A 19455-nucleotide genomic window follows, 5' to 3' on the forward strand; every position below is an offset into this window, starting at 1 on the left:
TGGGGGTGACCCTACAGCCCAAGTTCCGCTTGCATGAAGCGGTGGGATTTTGAAATGCTTAACGGACCAATGCGCGTGTAGATGGTTCAAATCCCTTCAAGGCGAACCACCCGCGACCGGATTGGACTACATTGGGGATCACTCTTGCCGGGGAAGATTGGATATAGCTCCGAACTTAAGACTTCAACGAATTCCGTTGCCAAGGCATTCGCCGTCTGGGCCGTCAGCTTTCCTGAAGTGCGGGATTGCCGTTTTGCACATCGTTTGACAAAACGATAAAGATGATTGACATGATCAACTTATCGGATGTGCGGCGATCTATGAATTGCTGACCGTGTCAGGGGACGAGTGCATGGAGACCGACAAAGCCGAAGACGGGGTTTCCGCCAGACTTGCCGACGAGGCGCGGCGTTGGCGTCAGGTCAAACCCGGCATGTCGATGGGCATTATGGACCTGCAGCTCGATGCGCCGATTCGATATGAAAGCCGTACGTTCCCGGCGATTTGCCTTTCGGTGGTTCTCGAAGGTTTTGCGATCAACAATATGGAGGCCCTTGAGGGTGGTTTCTGCCCGGACGAGGTCTGGGTCACCTCAACAGGTGAAAGCGTACCCACAAGTATGACGATCCACGCCGATCAACCTGTGCGCGTGGTGGAGTTGCTGCTGACGCCCCATTGGGTCGATGACAATAGCGAGCGCATGGCTGGCGATGCTTCGTTTCAGAAGATGGCGCAAGCCATGAGCCAGCCGCTGATGGTGCGCCGCCTGAAGCTGGATGCCCGCCTGCGGCAGATTGCATGGTCGGCGCTTCGACCGCCGGTGTCTGGCGCTTTCGTCAACGAGCATCTGGATGCCTGCGCGCTCAACATGCTGTGCATTCTCGCCGAGCATTTTCAGGCCACCAAGAGCCCGGCTCCTACCGATAGGCTCGGTGGCAAGGGGCTGGAGCGCATGACCGAGGTGCGGCGGCATATCGACGCCGATCCTGTGGCGGTGAACTCGCTGGCCGAACTCGCCTCATGTTTTGGCCTGAGCCAGAGCGGCCTCAAGCGGGATTTTCAGCGGGCCTTCGGCATCACTGCCCGCGATTATCTTTTCGAAAGGCGCATGCTGATTGGCCGCAACGCGATCCTCCGTGACCGCTTGACGATTGCCGAAGCCGCTTACAAGGCAGGCTACGAGCACCCCGGAAACTTCACCGCAGCCTTTGCGAAGCACTTTGGCTATCCGCCTAGCAGATTGAAAAATTGAATCTTTTTAAAGTAGATAGAAATCATAAGGTTTTTGTCGAAACGCATAAGTCTTGACCGTCGACGCGCCTGTCTCTCTCCCCGATAATCCGCGCCATTCGCAGACTGGGGACATGACATGAGACTAGGACTTCACCTTGCCGCTCTTCTCGCGGGCGTCAGCCTGCCGATCACGGTATTCGCGCAGGATGCTGGCGAAACCGTGCTGGAGACGATCTGGGTGACGGCGCAGAAGCGGGAAACGGAAAGCAAGGATGTGCCGGCGGGCCTTTCCGTGGAAAGGGGTGAGGACCTGAGGCTCATGAAAACCAGCCGGCGGGAAGAGGCAATTGCGGAGACGCCGAATGCCGTAACCGGAGCTGTGACCGCAAAGCTCTACACCTCCTTCACGGCCATTCGCGGCGTCGGCTCGGCGCTGATCGAGAGCGATTCGGCGGTGGGGCTTTACGTCGATGGCGTAGGTATCGGCTCCACGCAGGCCCATAGCGGCACGCTGCTCGATGTCGACCGTGTGGAGGTGATGCGCGGTCCGCAGGGCACGCTTTATGGGCGCAACAACATTGCCGGGTCGGTCAACATTATCTCCAATCGTCCCGATCCGGAAAAGATGGGCGGCGAGATCGGCGTCGATTATGGTTCACGCGGTACCGTTACCTCCACCGGTATCTTCAATACGCCCATCGGCGATGGTGGCTGGGCGGCGCGCGGAGCGCTGTCCGTTACAAAGACCGGGGGCTTCACGACCTCTACCGTCACTGGCGACGATCTCGGCGATGGCAAGGATCTTCATGGCCGCCTGAGCATCGCCGGCGATGTCACGGATAGTCTGGAATTCATAGGAAGCGTGGAGATGGAACGCCAGACTCTTGATGCCGAGATGTTCGGCATGCCGGAGGCCGATTTCCTGGCGGGCAGCAACAGCGTCGCCATCGATGATCCCAGCCGCATCAAAAGCAATCTGGCAACAGTCTCCGGGCAGTTCACCTATCATCTCGACAATGGCGACAAGATCGTGTCGCAAACAGGGTTCCAGACGAGCAAGGTCGAAGTGGCGGGCAACGGTTTCCCGGTCGGCTATTTTGCCGCTTACGATGCCTTGTTCCAGTCCTATGGCTTCCCGGGCTTTCGCTATCGCTCGGAAAATCCCTATGAAGGCACCTATCGGCAGTTTTCGCAGGAACTGCGCTATGTTTCAGAAGGCAATGAGCGCCTCGACTGGGTCGCCGGGCTATATGGCGAATACTCCTCGGCCACGCGTGAATATGGTGCGAACAGCAGCTTTACCGGTGGCGAAGCGACGCTCTACAGCCGCGGAGAGACCGATACAAGTTCGGTTTCGGCCTTTGCCGACGGCACATATGCGTTGAGCGACCGCTGGAAGCTTTATGGCGGCCTGCGCGTCGGCTACGATCGGAAACGCTTCGACTATGACTTTAGCGCAAATGCCACGGCAACAATGCTCGGTCTCACCGGTGCTTTCGCCCATGGCTATTCCGACAGCCTCTCCAAGGTCTATGCGACGCCGCGCGCCGGTCTTCAGTTTGCCGTCACCGATGATGTCAATCTCTATGCCGGCGTCGCCACTGGCTACAAGTCCGGCGGCTTTAATGCCGGATTCGTCGGCTCGGGTGACGAGGGTGCCTATGGTGCCGAAAAGCTCATCAGCTATGAGGCAGGACTGAAGGCGGAGGATATTGCTGGACGCCTGAGCCTTGATGCCTCGGTGTTTTATATCGACTGGCGCGACCAGCAGGTGCAGGGCTTCAATGCCATGACCAGTACGACGCCGCTGATGAACGCGCCGCGCAGCCAATCTTGGGGCGGAGAGATTGCCGGCCGCTTCCAGATGACCGACCAGTGGAGCCTGCGCGCTGCCGCCGGCTATGCCGATGCCACTTACAAAGAATTTGCCAATGCCCGCGCCCTTAACGGGTCGGGCACGGTGGATGTCAGCGGCAACCAGCAGCAGTTCGTCTCCAAATTCACGGGCTCGGCCGGGATCGACTACCAGTGGGAAACCGGCTGGAGCGACCTGGTTGGCAAGGCGGGCCTCTCCTACCAGTTCCGCTCGGCCTATTATTTCGATGTGCAGAATACGGTCAGACAGCCAGGCTACGGGCTCTATAATGCCTATGCGGCGCTGGAGAACGACCGCTACGCGGCTTACATCTACGCGAGGAACATCGGTGACAAGCGCTATCGTGCGCTCGCTGCCGATCTCGGGATGGGAACGCTCGTGAATGCTGGCGATCCGCTGACGATTGGTGGCGGGTTCAAGCTCAAGTTCTGACCATGGCGCACAGGGAAATTTCTGTTCCCGCTGGCGGTGCCATGTTCACGCTCGGCGAGCTTCTGGCCCCGCACCGTCCGGCAATGGCCGTTGCGGTCTGCTGCTCGGTGCTTGCGGCAGCGCTGGAAATCGCGCCGGCGATCTTCGCCTCGCTGGCCATCGGAACTCTCGCAGGTGGTCGGGCAGGGGGCCTTATCCCCCTCGTCGGCGGACTTCTGGTGGCTGTCGTTGCGGCCCATGCGGCGCAAATGGTCTCTGCCCTTGTTTCGCATCTGGTGGCCATCGATGTTCAGGCCGCGCTGCGCCGGTTGATCGGTCGCACGCTTCTGTCCGCCCCCCTTGGCGATGTGGAACGGTTGGAGCCCGGTGCCATTCGCCGCGTGCTGATGGAGGATGTCGAGCGCATGGAGGATGGCATTGCCCATCTCGTGCCCGATCTCGCCGCCGCGATCGTTGCACCATTGGCAATCATGCTGGCTATGCTGGCGCTCGACTGGCGGCTGGCCATCGCGACACTGTGGCCGATCATAGTGGGTGCGGTCGCCTTCGGCACGATCATGCGTCGCGACGATGGTCTTTCCCAGCGCTTCATGCAGGCGCAGGCCGAGATTGCCGCCGCCTTGCAGGAGGCGGTTTCGGTGATACCGCTCATCAAGGCCTATAATGTGCGGCAGAGCGCGCTCCGGCGGCCGGAACAAGCCTTTTCAGAGTATCGCGCTGTAGTCGGGCAATGGCTGGCCTTCAGCATGAGCGGGGTCACCGCCTTCTTTCTGGCGACTACATCAACGCTCGTCTTCGTTCTGCCGCTTGGGCTTTTTTTGCTCGGCCGTCAAGAAACCGATATCGCCACACTCGCCTTCTTCCTGATGGCGGCTTTCGGGCTCACCTCCATCGCTGCGCGGCTCTTCGGCGCAATGGGGCGCTTGCGCATTCATGCTGTCACGCTTGCACGCATTTCGGCGCTCGCCGGCATGAGGCCGATGCCGCAAGGAGCCCAAAAAGCCGTGACGTCCTGTGACCTGTCGATTGAAAACCTCACCTTCTCCCATGGTGAAGGCTTCGGCCTTTGTGGCATCACACTCGATATTCCGCAGGGTTGCCGGGTGGCGCTGGTCGGTCCGAGCGGTTCGGGAAAATCGACGCTGGCGCGCCTGCTGCTGCGATTTCAGGATGCGCAGGAGGGGCGCATCACGCTCGGCGGCCGGGATATACGGGAGTTCGATACGGACGTGCTGGCTGCCCAAATGTCAGCCATGTTTCAGGACGTCTTCCTGTTTTCCTCGACAATTCGTGAGAATATTGCGCTTGGAAGGCCGCTTGCGAGTGAGGCGGACATCATTGCCGCCGCGCAGCGGGCGCAGGCGGATGCGTTTATTCGCGTGCTACCCGATGGCTACGACACGGTTCTTCGCAATGGTGGCGGGCTTTCCGGCGGACAGAGGCAGCGGATCGCGCTGGCGCGCGCGATCTTGAAGGACGCCCCGATCCTCGTTCTGGATGAGGCCACGGCCTATGCCGACCCCGAAAGCGAATTTGAAATCCAGAAGGCGTTGGAAGAGGCGATGCGCGGCAAAACCGTCATCGCTATCGCCCATCGGCTATCGACGGTGCGCCATTTCGACCGGATTGTTTTTCTGCACGACGGGCGCATTGCCGAACAGGGAACGCATGAAGAACTCATCGCGTTCGACGGGCTTTACGCGCGGCAATGGCAGACGCATTGCGCAGCCCTCTGTTTCAGGCTTCGGGGTTCCTCGTGATGTGGAAGAAAGACTCCTATTCCAGCTTGCGACAGGATCGTCTGCTTGCAGCACGGCTTGTCGATGGTGTGCTGTTTGCCCTGCAAGCAACGACGGCTGCCCTCTGCCTCCTGAGGGTTTCTTCCGGTGAGCATATCTCTGCTTCCACGGCACTGGCTATGATGGTGGCAATCACGTTGCTGCGCTGGCTTGTCATGCGCCAGACGACGACCGCTGGCTATCGGGGTGCCTATGATGGCGGACTTCACTTGCGTGCCAGCATTCTCCAGCGGTTGATCCGCCTACCGCTCGGGGCATTTCAGACGCTGGAGCGTGGGCGTCTCGTTCAGGCTTTCGGCGAAGATGTGTTGTGGCTCGAGAACGAGGCATCCAGCACGCAGCCGGACATAGCCTTCAATGCGGCGGCCATGGCGACGCTGCTTCTGTCGGCGCTGGCGGTCTCGCCGCTTCCGGCTGTTGCGGCAATGCTGTTTCTCACCCTCAGCTTCCTGCTTTTGCGGCTGGTTGCGAAACGGGTTGAGCGTGGCCTTAATAGGCGGGCGCGCGGACTGGAACAGGCGGCACTTTCCATGAGCGAATTCTGCGAGGGCATGGCAGTGCTGCGTGCCTTCAGCGCCGCACGCCAATCCACGCCCGGCTTCGAGACGCAGGTAGAGCGGTTGCGGTTGGGAGCGCGCAAGGGCGTACTATTTGCAACGCCGCTGGCGGTGATGTTTCGCGGGTTGGTCGATCTCGCTGCGGCGCTGGCCATCGGCCTTTCGCTTTTCCTGTCCTCCGGGCAGGAGGGCGAATTTGGCCGTCTTGCTGCAACATGCCTTTTACTGGCCGCCACCGTCATCCCGGCCCGCAACTTCGCGGCGCTGATGGCGATGCAGGCGCTCGCGCGGATCGCGCGCACCAATATCGGTGGCATCATGGCGCATGCGGAAATGGCGCATGGCAAGCGCGCGGCACCAACTGGTCTGGGCAATGTCGCCTTCCGTAGCGTTTCTTTCCGATATCCCGGGCAAAGCCGGGACGCGCTCGACAACGTGACCTTCGAGGCGCAGCGCGGACAAATGACCGCGCTTGTTGGCCACAACGGTAGCGGCAAGAGCACCTGCCTGCAATTGCTGATGCGCTTTCATGATGTGACGGGCGGCGCAATTACCATAGACGGAACGGATATCCGCGATCTTGCACCGGATGCGCTTGCCGCGTGCTATGCGCCCGTCTTCCAGGAACCGCAGATCGTTCATGACACGGTTGCCGCCAATATCCGCCTCGGCCGGCCTGATGCCGGTGACGATGAGGTGATTGCGGCGGCAAAGCAGGCTGCGATTCACGACACCATCATGGCGCGCGGCGGCTACGGCACCGTGGTTGCGCCGCAAGGCCGCAACTTCTCCGGCGGAGAGCGCCAGCGCATCGCCATTGCCCGCGCCATTCTCAAGGATGCTCCGATCGTGCTGCTGGACGAGGCGACATCGGCACTGGATCCGGAAAACGAACATCTCATTCAGGCCGCTATCAACGTGCTGATCCGCGATAAAACCGTGATCGTCGTTGCCCACCGACTTTCCACCATTGCTGAAGCCGAGCACATCATCGTTCTTGAGCAGGGCCGCGCTGCGGCAAGCGGGCGGCACGGGGATTTGTTGCGCAGTTCGCAGCCATACCGGATCCTCTGGCGGCGGTTTGCAGAGGCCAGTGCTGAGCAGAGTTAACTTCGGTAGCGGCTGGGCAGTACGCCCTTTGCCTCGCGGAAGGCCTTGCTGAAATGGCTTAGATTGTCGAAACCAACGGCATAGGCTGCTTCGGTCACACTCGCACCGGCGGAAAGAAGCGTTGCGGCCACATCAAGCCGTGTCGCACGAAGATGGGCATGAACCGAAACGCCTATCGCCAGCCGAAATCCTTCCTTGAGGCGGCGCTCATTGAGCCCCACTTCGCGGGCCAGCCGAGCGATGGTCCAGTCGGCACTGTAATGCTGTTCGATGAGGGACAAGGCTGTGTGAAGACGCGCCAGCTCCTCCTTGGTCAAGGGTTTGAGCGGCACACTGTCGGACTGTCGCGTTACGGCATCAAGACCGATACTGACCGCCTGTATGGCCTTGCCGTAGAGATAGGCGCGGCGAGCCAGACCTGAACTAAAGCGGCACTGCAACACATCGGCGGCGACGTTCAGGAGTTCGGCCGGGGCTTTGAAGCCAATCAGGAAAACATCCTGATCCGGCAGACTGTTCTCGGTAATGACGGCTCCGCCCAGCCTTGCGAGCGAGATGCCGCCCAGCTTTTCCAGCAACGGTTTTTCAACGCGGATATCCACGATGCTCAGACGCCGGTCAGCATCGACATGGTTCTCGCCGCGCGTGACGCGGTCACAGGCGAAGAACACGGCGGTTCCCGGCTGCACTCTCAGCGGTTTGCCACCATCGACCGACAGGGTTCCCGCCCCATCGAGAAAGACGGACAGAGAAAAAGTTGCGGGCCCTTCCGGCCGGAAAACCAGATCCTCAGGCGGCGTGACATCGATCGTATAGATGGTGATGTCGTCACCCGGTTGCTCTGTCCGCGTCGCCTCGCGCCAGCCAAGCTGGTCGATCTCCGCATCGACGCATGCTTTCCAGCTGATCGGGGCCTGCATCGCGACGGCAACTGCCGTTTCCTCCATCGAAGTGTCAATGCCGCTCATGGATTTATCCCTTGCGTGAGCTTTTAGTCCGGTTTCCGTCAATTTGCGTCCGGAAAACGTTAGCCTTCGCATTTGTTAACTGGAATACACCGATCAAGTTTATTTCGCAGGCATCGGGGATTCAATATGTTACGCGGTAGAAAAATGGCTTTGACGGCGTCGGTGTGCCTTCTGGCGCTTTCCGGTGCGGATTCTCGTGCGCAGGACGCCGAAGGCGAGACGGTTCTGGAGAAGATCACCATTACCGCCACGAAGCGCGCGCAGGAGATCGGCAAGGTTGATGCCTCTGTCACGGTCGTCACCGGTGAGGAGCTTGCACAGCGCGGCGTGCGTACGGTTGACGATCTTCAGAAGGTGTTTCCCGGCGTCAGCATGGGCAATCGCGGTAACCGCGTCTATTCCAACGTGACGGTGCGGGGCATTTCCTCGCCGGACTATTTCAATCCGACCGTTCAGGTCTATGTCGATGGTGTGCCGCAACTGCCCTCGACTTTTTCACAAATGCTGACGGATGTGGAGCGCGTCGAATTCCTGCGTGGCCCGCAGGGTACGCTTTATGGGGCGAATGCCTATGGCGGTGTAATCAACATTATCACCAGGCGCAAGGATGCGAACCGCTTCTATGTCGAGACGAACCTCTCGCTGGATGAACCGGCGGTGGAGATCGGCGGAACGGCGGTGGTAGTGCCGGAAACGCTGTATCTCGATTATGCAGCCAGTTTCCGTCATTTCTCCGGCGATATCGACGATGCAACGACCGGCAAGGATGACATCAACACTTCCAATAACGGCTATGGCCGGGCAACGCTACGCTATGCGCCGACCGGCGGTGATTTTGACGCATCCATCAGCTACTCGAAGGAGAAGCTGCTTTCCCACGAGGAGCTCTATTCGTTCCAGGCCGATGTGGACGATCGGCTTTACCGAAGCGGGCTCTACGGCCACATTCCCGATCTTCGACGCGATGTGACCACGCTTTCCGGTCAGTGGAACTATCGTTTCGGCGATTTCACATTGTCCAGCATTACGGGCTATCAGAAAAGCGATGTGAAACGCGATTTCTCCGCTGGTGCAGGCAGCCGTTATGAGTGGCCGCAGGATGACGAGACGATCTCGCAGGAACTGCGCCTGAGCTATGAGGGCGATCTGTTCAGCGGTGTTGCCGGGGTGTGGTACAGCCACAACGATTTCATGGGCTGGAAGAGCGCCATTGCACCCTATTACGGAGAATCCACCAACAATGTTGTGACAGACAGCGTTGCCGCATTTGGTGAAGTCACCTGGCATGCGACGGAACGCCTTGACCTGACAGGGGGGCTGCGCGCCACCTACGATCACTCAAGCATCGACGCTTTCCGCGCCGACACCTATGGCATGGGCATGGGGTTTGACTTTGACGGCGATGCCGAGTTTACCAGCCTTCAGCCCAAATTCGCGGTCGGTTATCAATTGACGCCTGATGTGCGTCTGTTCAGTGTCGTTTCACGCGGCTACAAGCCGGGCGGCTTCAACCATAGTATTTCCTCGTCCATCGATGCGGCACCCTATGATCCGGAATCGAACTGGAACTTTGAGGCAGGCTTCAAGTCCACCCTGCTCGACGGCGATCTGGATCTGTCAGCGAGCGTCTATCACATCCGCTCCTCCGACAAGCAGATCTATGTCGGCATGGTCGGACAGCAGTTCATCCGCAATGCGGGTGAGGCCACCAGCACCGGCATCGAACTGGAGGCGGCATGGCGCGCCACCGAAAAGCTGACGCTGACCGGCAATGCGGCCTTCGGGCGCTCCAAGTTCACCGATTTCACCGATCCCTATACCGGCACGTCCTATGACGGAAACCGCATTCCCTATGCACCGGACATCATCTCCCACCTGAATATTGCCTATGTGCTGGCTGACGATCTGTTCGACGGCATCTTGACGGCCAACGGTGCCGCCAACCTTTATTCGAAAAGCTGGTTCGACGAGGCCAATACCACCGGACAAGCCGGTTACGCGACCTTCGATGTCAGCCTCGATTTTGCGAAGGCGGACGGGTTCTCGGCAAAGCTCTACGTACAGAACATAGCAGACAGGGCCTACAAGACGTCGGGTTACGTGAATGGTGCCTATGAGCTTGGCACGCTGGGCAAGGGGCGGACCTTCGGCCTGACATTGCGCAAGGAATTCTGAGCGGCCATGCGCGCGTCTTCGACCGTGCCGCTGCCGCGCCTGTTGCTCGCGGCAGGCGGCATCTATACCGCCCAGAGCCTCGTAGGCGGATTGACGTTCCTGGGCGTTCCCGCCGTACTGCGCGCTGAAAATGTGGCGCTCGACCGGATCGGTCTCGTTTCACTGGCGATGCTGGTCTGGGCCTTGAAGTTTCTCTGGGCCGGACCGGTTGAACGATGGCGCATCGGTACGGGCGGACGGCGCCGTTCACGGGAACTGATCGTCGCTGGTGAAGTGGTCGTGGTATTGGCTCTCATGGCCTTCGGTCTTGCCGGAAAGGCGGAGTTTTCGATTATTCTCGGCCTTCTGCTCCTCATGGCGCTGGCATCGGCCACTGTGGACATTGCCTGTGATGCCTTCCTGATCGAACAGTTTCCTGAAAACCGGCGAGGGCTGGCCAATGTGGCGCAGGTTGGCGGCGGCTATCTCGGCCTGATCTTCGGCAGCGGTCTGTTCGTTGCCATCTATGCGGTGTTGGGCTGGTTGGCGGCATCCTGCGTTCTGGCCGCGCTTGTGCTGCTGTTTTCAGTGCCGATGGCGATTGTTCGTGAGGCCACCGTGCCGACCGCGCCACTCACCGCCGCCGGATTGCTGAATGCCTTGCGGCGGCATGAGATCAGAATCGGCATCCTCATGGCGATCACGTTCGAACTGGGCGGACGGCTGGCGCAGGCGCTTGCCGGGCCATTCCTGGTCGATGCCGGGCTGCCGCTTGCAACGCTCGGCCTGTTGAACGGCGGCGGCGGCGTGGTGGCGGGGCTTGCTGGCACGGCAGCCGGTGGGGCGCTTGCCCACCGGCTTGGCGCGGTGAAAGCCATGTTGTTCATCGGCTGCCTGCATATTGCTTCGCTTTCCGCTCTTGCCGGAACAGTAGCGTTGGCGCACGAAAAACTGTCTCTTCTTGTCAGCTTGTTTGTCATTGAGAGTGCGGTCATGGCCGCCGGGTTCGTTGTCAGCTACGCACGGTTGATGGCGCTGGCTTCATCGGCCCAGCCGGGTGTCGACTTCACGCTTTTCCAATGCGCCAGCGCGATCGCCGCCGCCATCTGCGGCATGACTGGCGCGATGCTGGCCTCGAAAGTGGGCTATGCCGCGACCTTCGCTTCAGCCGCTGCGCTGGCGGTTGCTGTGCCTCCTATACTTCTCCTGTTCGAACACCGCCTTAAGAGAGGAATTTCATGATGACCAGACCGCTTGCCGTGATCGTCGGCGCAGGTGTCGCCGGTCTTGCTGCCGCCTGGTGGCTGGACAAGGCCGGTTGGCGCTCGCTCGTCATCGAACGTGCTCCGGAATTGCGTCAGAACGGCTACATGCTCGGCCTCTCCGGCCTTGGTTTCGAGACCGTCAGCCGCATGGGCCTCATCGAAACGCTGGAGGCGGCGTCATACCGGATCGATGAGAACGTCTATAAAGACAGCAAGGGGCGCGAACTGCTGCGTTTACGGTATCGCGATTTTATACGTGATCTTCCTTATCTCGCCATACGCCGGAACGATCTCGTTCGGGCGCTGGCCGAGAGCCTGCCGGACACGGCTCAAATCCGTTTCGGCGAAACGGTGGCCGGTTTCAAGGACAAAGGCACGCATGTTGACGTGAGCCTGGCAAGCGGCGAGACGGTGACGGCCGATCTGCTGATCGGTGCCGATGGCTTTCGCTCGAGCACGCGGCAGGCGCTGTTTGGGCCGGATGGCGACTGTCTCCAGCCGCTGGGTTATTATTTCTCGGTCTATGACGTTGGCGCTCCTAAGGATTTCAAGACCGATTTCGTCTCCTATACGGAACCGGGACATCTTGCCGAATATTATGCGCTTCATGGCGGACGTTTGGCCGCCATGCATGTCTGGCGCGACGATCGCAGCGGATTGGAACGGGTGCCGGACAAGTTGGCCTTGCTCAACAGTATCAGTGCAGGCAGTCATCCTCAGGTTCGTGCACTGCTCGAACAAGCCGGGAGCGCAGAGGACCCCATTGTCGTGGACAGCCTGACCATGGTCGATCTGCCGCAATGGTCGAAGGGCCGGGTGCTTCTCCTTGGCGATGCCGCGCATTGCCTGACACTGGTTTCGGGGCAGGGGGCGGGTATGGCACTGGCCTCTGCGGAAATGCTGGCGCAAGCGCTGAAGGAGAGCGGCGACCTGACCGCGGCACTGGCGCATCACGAGGCGCGCTTACGGCCCATCATTGGCCGACTTCAGGTGAGAAGCCGCAAGATGGCGGCGATTTTCATTCCACAAAGCTGGTTCGCGTTCCGTTTGCGGAATTTCGTCATGCGCCACATGCCGCGCGCATGGCTGGGCAGATATTTCAGCAGCGCAATCAGGTCTGAAATCGAACTGGCACGGAGAGGATCGAACTGAACAATTTCCAGTGTTGTCGCTGCTGAGAGCCAGCGGCAATCTTCTGCTGTCGGATTGACACAACAGGCTGAAACCGGTTGTCGAGAAATATGCATACCTGAGCTCCATATCAGTGCGCTGAATGTGAAGAGCCGGAAGTTTCAGTCATTTTTCGTTGGATCTACCCGTCTATGGTTCAAATCCCATCAAGAGCTCGAATTTGACGGCTGCGATCTCAGAAAGTCGGGAAACGGACGCATGCCCGTACCGATGTGGCGATGTCTCGGATAGGCGTCTGACCACCAAAACTGCGTCAGAGCGAGCCTCTGGCGCTGATGGCGAGTCGGCCGCCACGCCGAAATACAGCCGCATAGGTCCTGATCGATTAGGGCGGCATTAGTGATACGTTTCTGGGTGAGGTTTAGATTTCTAGGATCAGATTCGAGGCAAGTCGTTCTGCTCTTTGCGCTTACGGGTTCTGCAGATGGTGCGCAAAGGTGTCGCCCGAATAGTCACGGCGCAGCAGCCCGGCATCTGACAAAGCCGGCATCAGCTGCTCGAGGGCAAGATGCATGCAGCCGGTCGATCCTCCGGGTGTCAGAACGAAGCCGTCGATGGCGCCTTCATCAACCCACTGGCTGATTTCCGCAAGCGCATCCTCCACCGTGCCGATGATGCGCCAATGCCCGGAGCCGTTGACCTCGGGCCTCTCCAGCAATTGGGACACCGTCAGGTCCTCGCGCGCAATCAGACGCTGCAACAATTCGGCATGGGTCTGACTTCCGCGCGTGATAAAGGGATGCGGCAGATCGGCGACCGTCACGTTCCGGTCGTCCGGCCAATCCGAAAGATCGAGCCCGATCAGGTTCAGCACATGGGCCAGCTTTCGCCCGCGATCGGCCCCTGCATGCGTCGCCTCGAACAGGTCCATCGCCTCCGCACGGCTCGCGCCGAGAAAGAGGCTCAAGCCGGGCAGAAGGCGGATGTCGTCAGCACTGCGGCCCTGGGCCGCTGCCCGCGCGCGCAGGTCTAGCCGAAACTCAATCGCAGCCTGCATGTCCGGCGTCGATGCAAAAATCGCGTCGGCGAAACGCGACGCAAATTGGCGCCCGGCCTCCGAGGCCCCCGCCTGCACCAACGGAACCGGCGCCCGACCGAAGGCCGGAATGTTGAGCGGTCCCTTGACCTTGAAATGCCGGCCGGCGTGGTCGATCGGACGGATCAGGCTCGGATCCGCCATCATCCCTGTCTCGCGATCCCGGACCATGGCCTTTTCAGGGTAGCTCTCCCACAGCGCCTGCACGACTTCGACATATTCATGCGCCCTGTCGTATCGATCTTCTGAAGACGGCATGGCATCGAGGCCGAAATTCTGGTTGCCATCAAGTGCGGTGACGATGTTCCACCCGGCGCGCCCCTGGCTTAGCCAATGCAAAGACATCATCTGCCGTGCCAGAATATAGGGCGGCATGAACATGGTGGAGACGGTGGACAGGAGTCCGATCTTCTGCGTCTCGCGCGCCAGCGCCGCAAGCAGCACGGTCGGATCGAGGCTGGCGAAGCCACCGCCCTTGGCGAGCAGGGCCATGTTCACGAACATCGTATCCGGGCGAAACACGAAGTCGAGCTTGGCGGCCTCCGCCCGATGGGCGATATCGATGAAGAACTCCGCGCCGAGCATGGTGTGCGTGCCGCTATCGGAGCGCCGCCAGCCATTGCCGCTCAGCCATGTCGGGGCCAGCGACATGCCGATATTCAATCTCTTCGACCTGCGCATCGCATGCCCTTTCATTTCGTGAAGCAAGGGGCCAGCCGAAGAGCCAGCCCCTTTCAGTGGTAATCAGAAGGTACCGCGAACACCGATGCCGAACATGCGCGGCGCGGTCATGCTGGCCTCGGTGCCGCCGATGCCTCGGTTCTGCTGCATGTAGGTCGGAGACCGTTCGTCGAAGACGTTCTTGACGTAACCATAAACATCCAGCCCCTCGCGGACCTTGTAGGTCGCATTGACATCGACGACCGTATACGGATCCACCGCATAGACGGCAGTGTTGGCCGTGTCGGAATAGTAGCCGTCGATATGGCGGGCCTGGCCGGACAGGTTGAGCGCCTCGGTCACGTCCCAGCTGGCGCCCAGCGTCAGGGTGTAGCCGGGGGATTTCGCGAACTCGTTGCCTTCATAGGCGACATTGCTGTCAATTTCGTCGATCTCGGTTTTCAGCAGGCCGACACCTGCCTTCAGCACCAGATTGTCGAGCAACTGGTAGTTGGCCTCCACCTCCATGCCATAGGCATGCGCCTTTTCGGCATTGATGGTGTAGGACTGGTAGACATTGTTCGAGACTTCCACCGGAATGTTGAACTGGGCATTCTTCATGTCCATGTAGAAGATGTTTGCATTCACCGTGAGCCGATCATCGAGCAGGCTTGTGCGCGTAAAGATCTCATAATTCCAGATCGATTCTTCCTCGAACTCCATCCAGTTGCGCGAGGAGAGATTGAGCGAGACGCCACCCGGATTATATCCACGGCTCACCATCGCGCCGACGGTCCATTCCGGATTGAATTCATAAGCCAGCGAAGCCTTCGGCAAGAGGGCCGAGAAGGTCTCGTCGAAGGCAACGCTGTTGGCGGAATAGACCGATTGGCCATCGCGCTGGATCCGATCGACCTGATAGCGCAGCCCGCCCGTGAACGTCCATTGATCGGTCAGGCGGTAGCTCGCCTCGGTGAACAGGCCGACATTGTCCTTCGTATCGTCGAAGGTCGATATCGTGCCGTATGTACCGGTCAGATACAGGATTTCGTCTGTTTTCGTATGGCCGTAGTAGAGACCGGCAACACCGCTCAGCACATCCTCCTGATCGCCGAAGGTCACCCGGGTTTCGTTCGAGACGTTGGTCTGGTCGATGTCCGCGTCCCCGTTATTGACCATCCCGACCGTTCGAACCGCTTTGGTGTCGGACAGCTGGGTCTGGTTGGACACGACAACCCCGTTGGCAAAATCATAGCTGAGGTCGAGCACGCCGACATTGGTCTTCTGCGCCCAACTCGGCATGGTCGTCGTGATGTGGTTCAGGTCCTCATAAGGGGCGGACGCGGCTTCCTGGCTCGGACGGTTCGTGTCGCTATAGGAATAGGTGAGCTTGGCCGAGAAGCCGGAGAGCTCCGACGGCTCCCAGAGGAGCTTGGCGCGACCGGTGAAGGACTTGAAGTTCTGATCCGTCCCCGCGCGGTAGAAGCCGGAATTGATGTAATCGATGAACGTGTCGCGGCCGGAATAGTCCAGGGCGATCCGTCCTGCCAGCTCATCCTCGATGATCGGACCTGAAACGGCGACCGAAGCGCGGCGTGTCTTATAGCTTCCGATTTCGCCCTGATAGGACACTTCCGGGTCGAAGGTCGGATCCTTCGTCTTGACCAGCAGCGCACCGGCAATTGCGTTTGCACCCTGCGATGTCGTCTGCGGACCACGGAACACTTCGAGGCTCTCAAGGTCCCAGATGGAGGAGGCACCGAAGTAGAACTCGTTATAGGTGAGGTAGTGGCCATCAACATTGATGGAGGCGCGCGGCACGGTTCCCGCGAAGAATGCCGTCGAACCCGTGTTCGGCCCCTGCGTATCCAGACCGCGGATGATCGGCGCGCTGACGCTGTCGGGGTAGACGACGTTCGGCACATCGGAGATCGCTTCGGAGACCGAGGTCCTTCCCTCTTTCTGTTCCTCCTCGATCTGCTTGGCCGATTTGGCCGAGACGGAGGATGCAGTCTTGCGGATGTCGCGCGCGACCTTCTCGCCGGTGATGAGGATCGGCGTGAGAACCGTACCTTCCTCGTTTTCCTTCGCATCTTCGGCCCGCGCAACGCCAGCGACGAGCGCCGCAGACAAAGCCAGGAAACTGACGCCATAACACAGACGGCGCGTGGACAGGGACCCCATTGCTACTCTCTCCTAATACATGACTAGAATTATCATGTTCTTCTAATCGTGCCGGAGAATGTTCCGCAATAAGGAATGCATTCCACAATGCAAGAAAATTTATCCGCTTGAAAGCTGTTGCCGGACTGCAACATGGACGGAGCCGGTGCGCGGCGCCGGGCGAAATCCTGGCTGTTGACTGAGGGGCCGCCCCGCGCCATGACAGTGACACGGGAACCGGCGGTGCCGCCGAGGAAGAGAGGATGAGGCGCTTTGGCAATCGACAATTCAGAAGATCACGAGACTGATGCCCATGCCGAAAAGCGGTCCGGCACCATTCAGTCCGTCTCGATCGCCACCCGTTTCCTCAGCATTCTGGCAGATGCCGAGCAGGAGCTCGCTTTGGGCGAATTGGCCCGTCGCGCCGAAACCGGCCGCTCGACCGCTCACCGCTATCTGCAGAGCCTGGTCAAGGAGGGCCTTGCACAGCAGGATCCCGGTACCGGCCTCTATGACCTCGGCCCGACCGCCCTTCACATCGGGATTGGCGCGCTGAGGCGCATCGATGCCGTGGAAATCGCGGCCCGTTACATGAAATCGCTGACCCACGACCATGCCATGAGCGGCGGCGTTGCGATCTGGACAGATCGAGGCCCGACACTCGTCCGCTGGTACAGAAGCGCCTTCTTCTCGGTCAATCCCTTGGCCTTGGGCGACATTCTGCCAATCGACAACACCGCCTGCGGACTGGTCTTCCAGGCGCATCTCCCCAAAGTCAGGATCGACGCCGCGCGCAAGCAGCAACCCACCCACTTCCGTGGCTCAGCCCCGGACAAAGCCACCCTGGACCGCGTCAGGGAAACCGGCTGGGCGGAGATGACCAGCCATCTTCTGTCGAATGTCACGGGCCAGGCCGTTCCGATCTTCGACGCGCAGGAGGAAATCGTTTGCGTGGTCACTACGGTGACGGATCTGGGCCAATTGCGTGCGCCGGAAGACCGTGAAGCCCTGTTGCGGGAGGCCTGTCGCATTAATGAGGCCACCGGCGGCGTCGCCTTTGCCAGGCGGGCGCTGCGCTCCGCCTCCTAGAAATTCTGCCGCATGGGAACGACGAGAGGCGTCCCGGCCACAGGGTCGGGGATGATCTTCGCGCGCAGCCCGAAAACATCGAGCAGAAGCCGCTCGGTCACAATCTCGGCGGGCGCGCCCTGCGCCAGGATCGCCCCGTCCTTCATGGCGATCAGGTGAGACGCATAGCGGCAGGCCTGATTGAGATCGTGCAGGACGGCGACGATCAGGCGACCCTTCGTATTGAGGTCCGACAGAAGATCGAGCAGTTCGATCTGGTGAGTAATGTCGAGATAGGTCGTGGGCTCGTCGAGCAGCAGCAGGGGCGTATCCTGCGCGAGCAGCATCGCGATCCACACGCGCTGTCGCTGGCCGCCCGACAATTCGTCGACGAGCCGGTCGGCGAGCGGCATGATCCGCGTCGCCTGAAGGGCCCGCTCGACGGCCTCTCGATCCGCCTCGCTCCATTGCCGGAAGAAGCTCTGGTGCGGAAAGCGCCCCCGAGCCACCAGGTCGAAGACGGTAATGCCCGGCGGTGCGGTCGCCGTCTGCGGCAGGAGACCCAATTGCCGGGCGACCATTTGCGACGGCAGGTCCTTTAGGCTTTTTCCGTCGAGCAGGACCTGGCCCGCCGATGGAGCGATCAGCCGGGACAAGGCCTTCAGCAAGGTTGATTTTCCACTGGCATTCGGCCCGATGATAACCGTGAAACCGTGATCGGGAATGGCCACGGAAAGGCTTTCAGACACCGTGCGGTTCTCGTAGCGAAGTGTCAGGTCGTGCGCGGAAAGCCGGTGGATCAAGGATAACTCCCGATGGCCAATCTCTGTTCTGGCGTATTGCATTGCGGAACGCATCCTGCAATATGGACTAGATGAAATTTATCAAGTTTATCCTCGCCCGTCGAGGATCACACATTGACGGCATGGCAATGCGAACCTTTTTGCTTCATCTGCTGCTGGCTGCGGTCGGCGCGGTATCCCTGACATTCGACCCCGCCTTGACCCTCGCACAGGAAGACGCCTGGCCCCGCACGGTCCGCCATGAGGCCGGTGAACTGACCCTTCCGGCCAAGCCGAAACGGATCCTTTCGACCAGCCCCAGCGTCACGGGAATTCTCCTTGCGATGCAGGCGCCCCTTCTCGCCTCCGCAGCCACCACACCCAGTCCATTGACGGACAACAAGGGTTTTTTCACCCAATGGGCCAAGGTTGCCGATGAGCGCGGGGTCAAGGTTCTTTATCCGAATCTGTCTTTTGATATAGAAGCCATCATCGCCTGGGAGCCCGATCTGGTTATCGGTTCCGCCACCGGCGCCGACAGCATCGTCCAATATCTGCCGGAACTACAGGCACAGGGGATACCCACCCTGGTGGTCAACTACTCCAACCGAAGCTGGCAGGAACTGGCCACGCAACTCGGTGTGGCCACCGGCCGGGAACAGGAGGCGGCCGAAGCCATCAACCGCTTCGACACTCATCTACGGGAGGTGGCCAAAACCATCCGGTCGATACCGGAACCCGTCTCCATCGTCGGCTACGGCATCAGCGGCAGTTACTCCATCGGCAAAGCGCAAAGTCCGCAAGGACAGGTGCTGGCGGCGCTCGGCCTGACCGTGGCGGACTTGCCCGAGGCACTCAGATCCCAGGTCAGCCGCAGTTCGGACGCCGACTTCATCTCCCGGGAAAACCTGTCCGCAGCCATCGCCGGCACCCATGTGTTTCTGCTGCGCGCGACCGACAGCGATATCGCCGCCTTCCTCGCCGATCCGCTGCTCGCCAATCTGCCGGCGGTGAAGAAGAAGCAGGTCTACACCCTGGGGCCCACCTCGTTCCGCATCGACTATTATTCCGGTCTGCAAATGGTCGACGCGGTGGCTCACGGCCTCGGCACCCGATGACACGCGTTCAAGGTTTCACCGCATCTGCCACAGAGAAGCCGCT

General features: G+C 60.2%; 13 protein-coding genes. 9 read left to right on the top strand and 4 right to left on the bottom strand.

From position 1 onward, the window contains the following. Nucleotides 1-352 precede the first annotated feature (352 nt). From KLP42_RS23725 to KLP42_RS23740, 4 genes are all read left to right on the top strand, one after another. The gene (locus KLP42_RS23725; RefSeq protein WP_215570234.1) at nucleotides 353-1252 is read left to right on the top strand and encodes a helix-turn-helix domain-containing protein; all 900 of its coding nucleotides are present in this window, start codon (nucleotides 353-355) and stop codon (nucleotides 1250-1252) included. 117 nt (nucleotides 1253-1369) lie between these two features. Beyond that, nucleotides 1370-3541 (top strand): TonB-dependent receptor, encoded by a 2172-nt coding sequence (locus KLP42_RS23730; RefSeq protein WP_215570236.1) that lies wholly within the window; start codon nucleotides 1370-1372, stop codon nucleotides 3539-3541. 83 nt (nucleotides 3542-3624) lie between these two features. Continuing rightward, nucleotides 3625-5301: an ABC transporter ATP-binding protein gene (locus KLP42_RS23735; RefSeq protein ID WP_252193233.1), complete on the top strand. Its 1677-nt coding sequence runs from the start codon at nucleotides 3625-3627 to the stop codon at nucleotides 5299-5301. Then, the gene (locus KLP42_RS23740) at nucleotides 5301-7007 is read left to right on the top strand and encodes an ABC transporter ATP-binding protein (RefSeq protein ID WP_215570241.1); all 1707 of its coding nucleotides are present in this window, start codon (nucleotides 5301-5303) and stop codon (nucleotides 7005-7007) included. The genes KLP42_RS23735 and KLP42_RS23740 overlap by 1 nt, the downstream gene beginning before the upstream one ends. On the opposite strand, the gene KLP42_RS23745 is transcribed toward KLP42_RS23740, so the two are convergent. Then, nucleotides 7004-7975, bottom strand: coding sequence for a helix-turn-helix transcriptional regulator (locus tag KLP42_RS23745; RefSeq protein ID WP_215570242.1), 972 nt, complete (start codon nucleotides 7973-7975; stop codon nucleotides 7004-7006). The two genes, KLP42_RS23740 and KLP42_RS23745, sit on opposite strands and share 4 nt — an antisense overlap. Nucleotides 7976-8119: 144 nt before the next feature. Between KLP42_RS23745 and KLP42_RS23750 the strand changes: the two genes are divergently transcribed. The 3 genes from KLP42_RS23750 to KLP42_RS23760 are packed head-to-tail and all read left to right on the top strand — an operon-like array spanning nucleotide 8120 to nucleotide 12546. Then, nucleotides 8120-10150: a TonB-dependent receptor gene (locus KLP42_RS23750; RefSeq protein ID WP_215570244.1), complete on the top strand. Its 2031-nt coding sequence runs from the start codon at nucleotides 8120-8122 to the stop codon at nucleotides 10148-10150. A gap of 6 nt (nucleotides 10151-10156) precedes the next feature. Further along, nucleotides 10157-11371: an MFS transporter gene (locus KLP42_RS23755; RefSeq protein ID WP_215570246.1), complete on the top strand. Its 1215-nt coding sequence runs from the start codon at nucleotides 10157-10159 to the stop codon at nucleotides 11369-11371. Nucleotides 11372-11388: 17 nt separating this feature from the next. After that, nucleotides 11389-12546 (top strand): FAD-dependent monooxygenase, encoded by a 1158-nt coding sequence (locus KLP42_RS23760; protein ID WP_353844922.1) that lies wholly within the window; start codon nucleotides 11389-11391, stop codon nucleotides 12544-12546. A 448-nt stretch (nucleotides 12547-12994) separates the two neighbouring features. On the opposite strand, the gene KLP42_RS23765 is transcribed toward KLP42_RS23760, so the two are convergent. Together KLP42_RS23765 and KLP42_RS23770 are read right to left on the bottom strand one after the other, a co-directional pair. Beyond that, complete coding sequence (locus KLP42_RS23765; protein WP_215570248.1) at nucleotides 12995-14302, bottom strand: NtaA/DmoA family FMN-dependent monooxygenase; 1308 nt, start codon at nucleotides 14300-14302, stop codon at nucleotides 12995-12997. Nucleotides 14303-14365: 63 nt separating this feature from the next. Next, nucleotides 14366-16465 (bottom strand): TonB-dependent receptor, encoded by a 2100-nt coding sequence (locus KLP42_RS23770; protein ID WP_215570249.1) that lies wholly within the window; start codon nucleotides 16463-16465, stop codon nucleotides 14366-14368. 258 nt (nucleotides 16466-16723) lie between these two features. Here KLP42_RS23770 and KLP42_RS23775 point away from each other — a divergent pair, with 258 nt between their 5' ends. Beyond that, on the top strand, nucleotides 16724-17533 hold the full coding sequence (locus KLP42_RS23775) for an IclR family transcriptional regulator (RefSeq protein WP_215570341.1): 810 nt from the start codon (nucleotides 16724-16726) through the stop codon (nucleotides 17531-17533). Here the strand turns inward: KLP42_RS23775 and KLP42_RS23780 are convergent. Continuing rightward, a complete protein-coding gene (locus tag KLP42_RS23780; RefSeq protein WP_215570251.1) occupies nucleotides 17530-18315 on the bottom strand; it encodes an ABC transporter ATP-binding protein in 786 nt (261 codons plus the stop codon). The genes KLP42_RS23775 and KLP42_RS23780 overlap by 4 nt on opposite strands. A 71-nt stretch (nucleotides 18316-18386) precedes the next feature. Here KLP42_RS23780 and fepB point away from each other — a divergent pair, with 71 nt between their 5' ends. Next, entirely contained in the window at nucleotides 18387-19412 is a 1026-nt protein-coding gene (fepB, locus tag KLP42_RS23785; protein WP_252193224.1) for a Fe2+-enterobactin ABC transporter substrate-binding protein, read from the top strand. Nucleotides 19413-19455: the final 43 nt, after the last annotated feature.

The sequence above is a fragment of the Rhizobium sp. CSW-27 genome, assembly GCF_018760785.1.
Classification (GTDB): domain Bacteria; phylum Pseudomonadota; class Alphaproteobacteria; order Rhizobiales; family Rhizobiaceae; genus Neorhizobium.

What these genes read in the sequence shown, in the direction of transcription:
- KLP42_RS23745 (WP_215570242.1), bottom strand. Translation starts at nt 7,975, where the DNA reads ATGAGCGGCATTGACACTTCGATGGAGGAAACGGCAGTTGCCGTCGCG.
- KLP42_RS23735 (WP_252193233.1), top strand. Translation starts at nt 3,625, where the DNA reads ATGGCCGTTGCGGTCTGCTGCTCGGTGCTTGCGGCAGCGCTGGAAATC.
- KLP42_RS23770 (WP_215570249.1), bottom strand. Translation starts at nt 16,465, where the DNA reads ATGGGGTCCCTGTCCACGCGCCGTCTGTGTTATGGCGTCAGTTTCCTG.
- KLP42_RS23740 (WP_215570241.1), top strand. Translation starts at nt 5,301, where the DNA reads ATGTGGAAGAAAGACTCCTATTCCAGCTTGCGACAGGATCGTCTGCTT.
- fepB (WP_252193224.1), top strand. Translation starts at nt 18,387, where the DNA reads ATGAAATTTATCAAGTTTATCCTCGCCCGTCGAGGATCACACATTGAC.
- KLP42_RS23750 (WP_215570244.1), top strand. Translation starts at nt 8,120, where the DNA reads ATGGCTTTGACGGCGTCGGTGTGCCTTCTGGCGCTTTCCGGTGCGGAT.
- KLP42_RS23765 (WP_215570248.1), bottom strand. Translation starts at nt 14,302, where the DNA reads ATGCGCAGGTCGAAGAGATTGAATATCGGCATGTCGCTGGCCCCGACA.
- KLP42_RS23730 (WP_215570236.1), top strand. Translation starts at nt 1,370, where the DNA reads ATGAGACTAGGACTTCACCTTGCCGCTCTTCTCGCGGGCGTCAGCCTG.
- KLP42_RS23725 (WP_215570234.1), top strand. Translation starts at nt 353, where the DNA reads ATGGAGACCGACAAAGCCGAAGACGGGGTTTCCGCCAGACTTGCCGAC.
- KLP42_RS23755 (WP_215570246.1), top strand. Translation starts at nt 10,157, where the DNA reads ATGCGCGCGTCTTCGACCGTGCCGCTGCCGCGCCTGTTGCTCGCGGCA.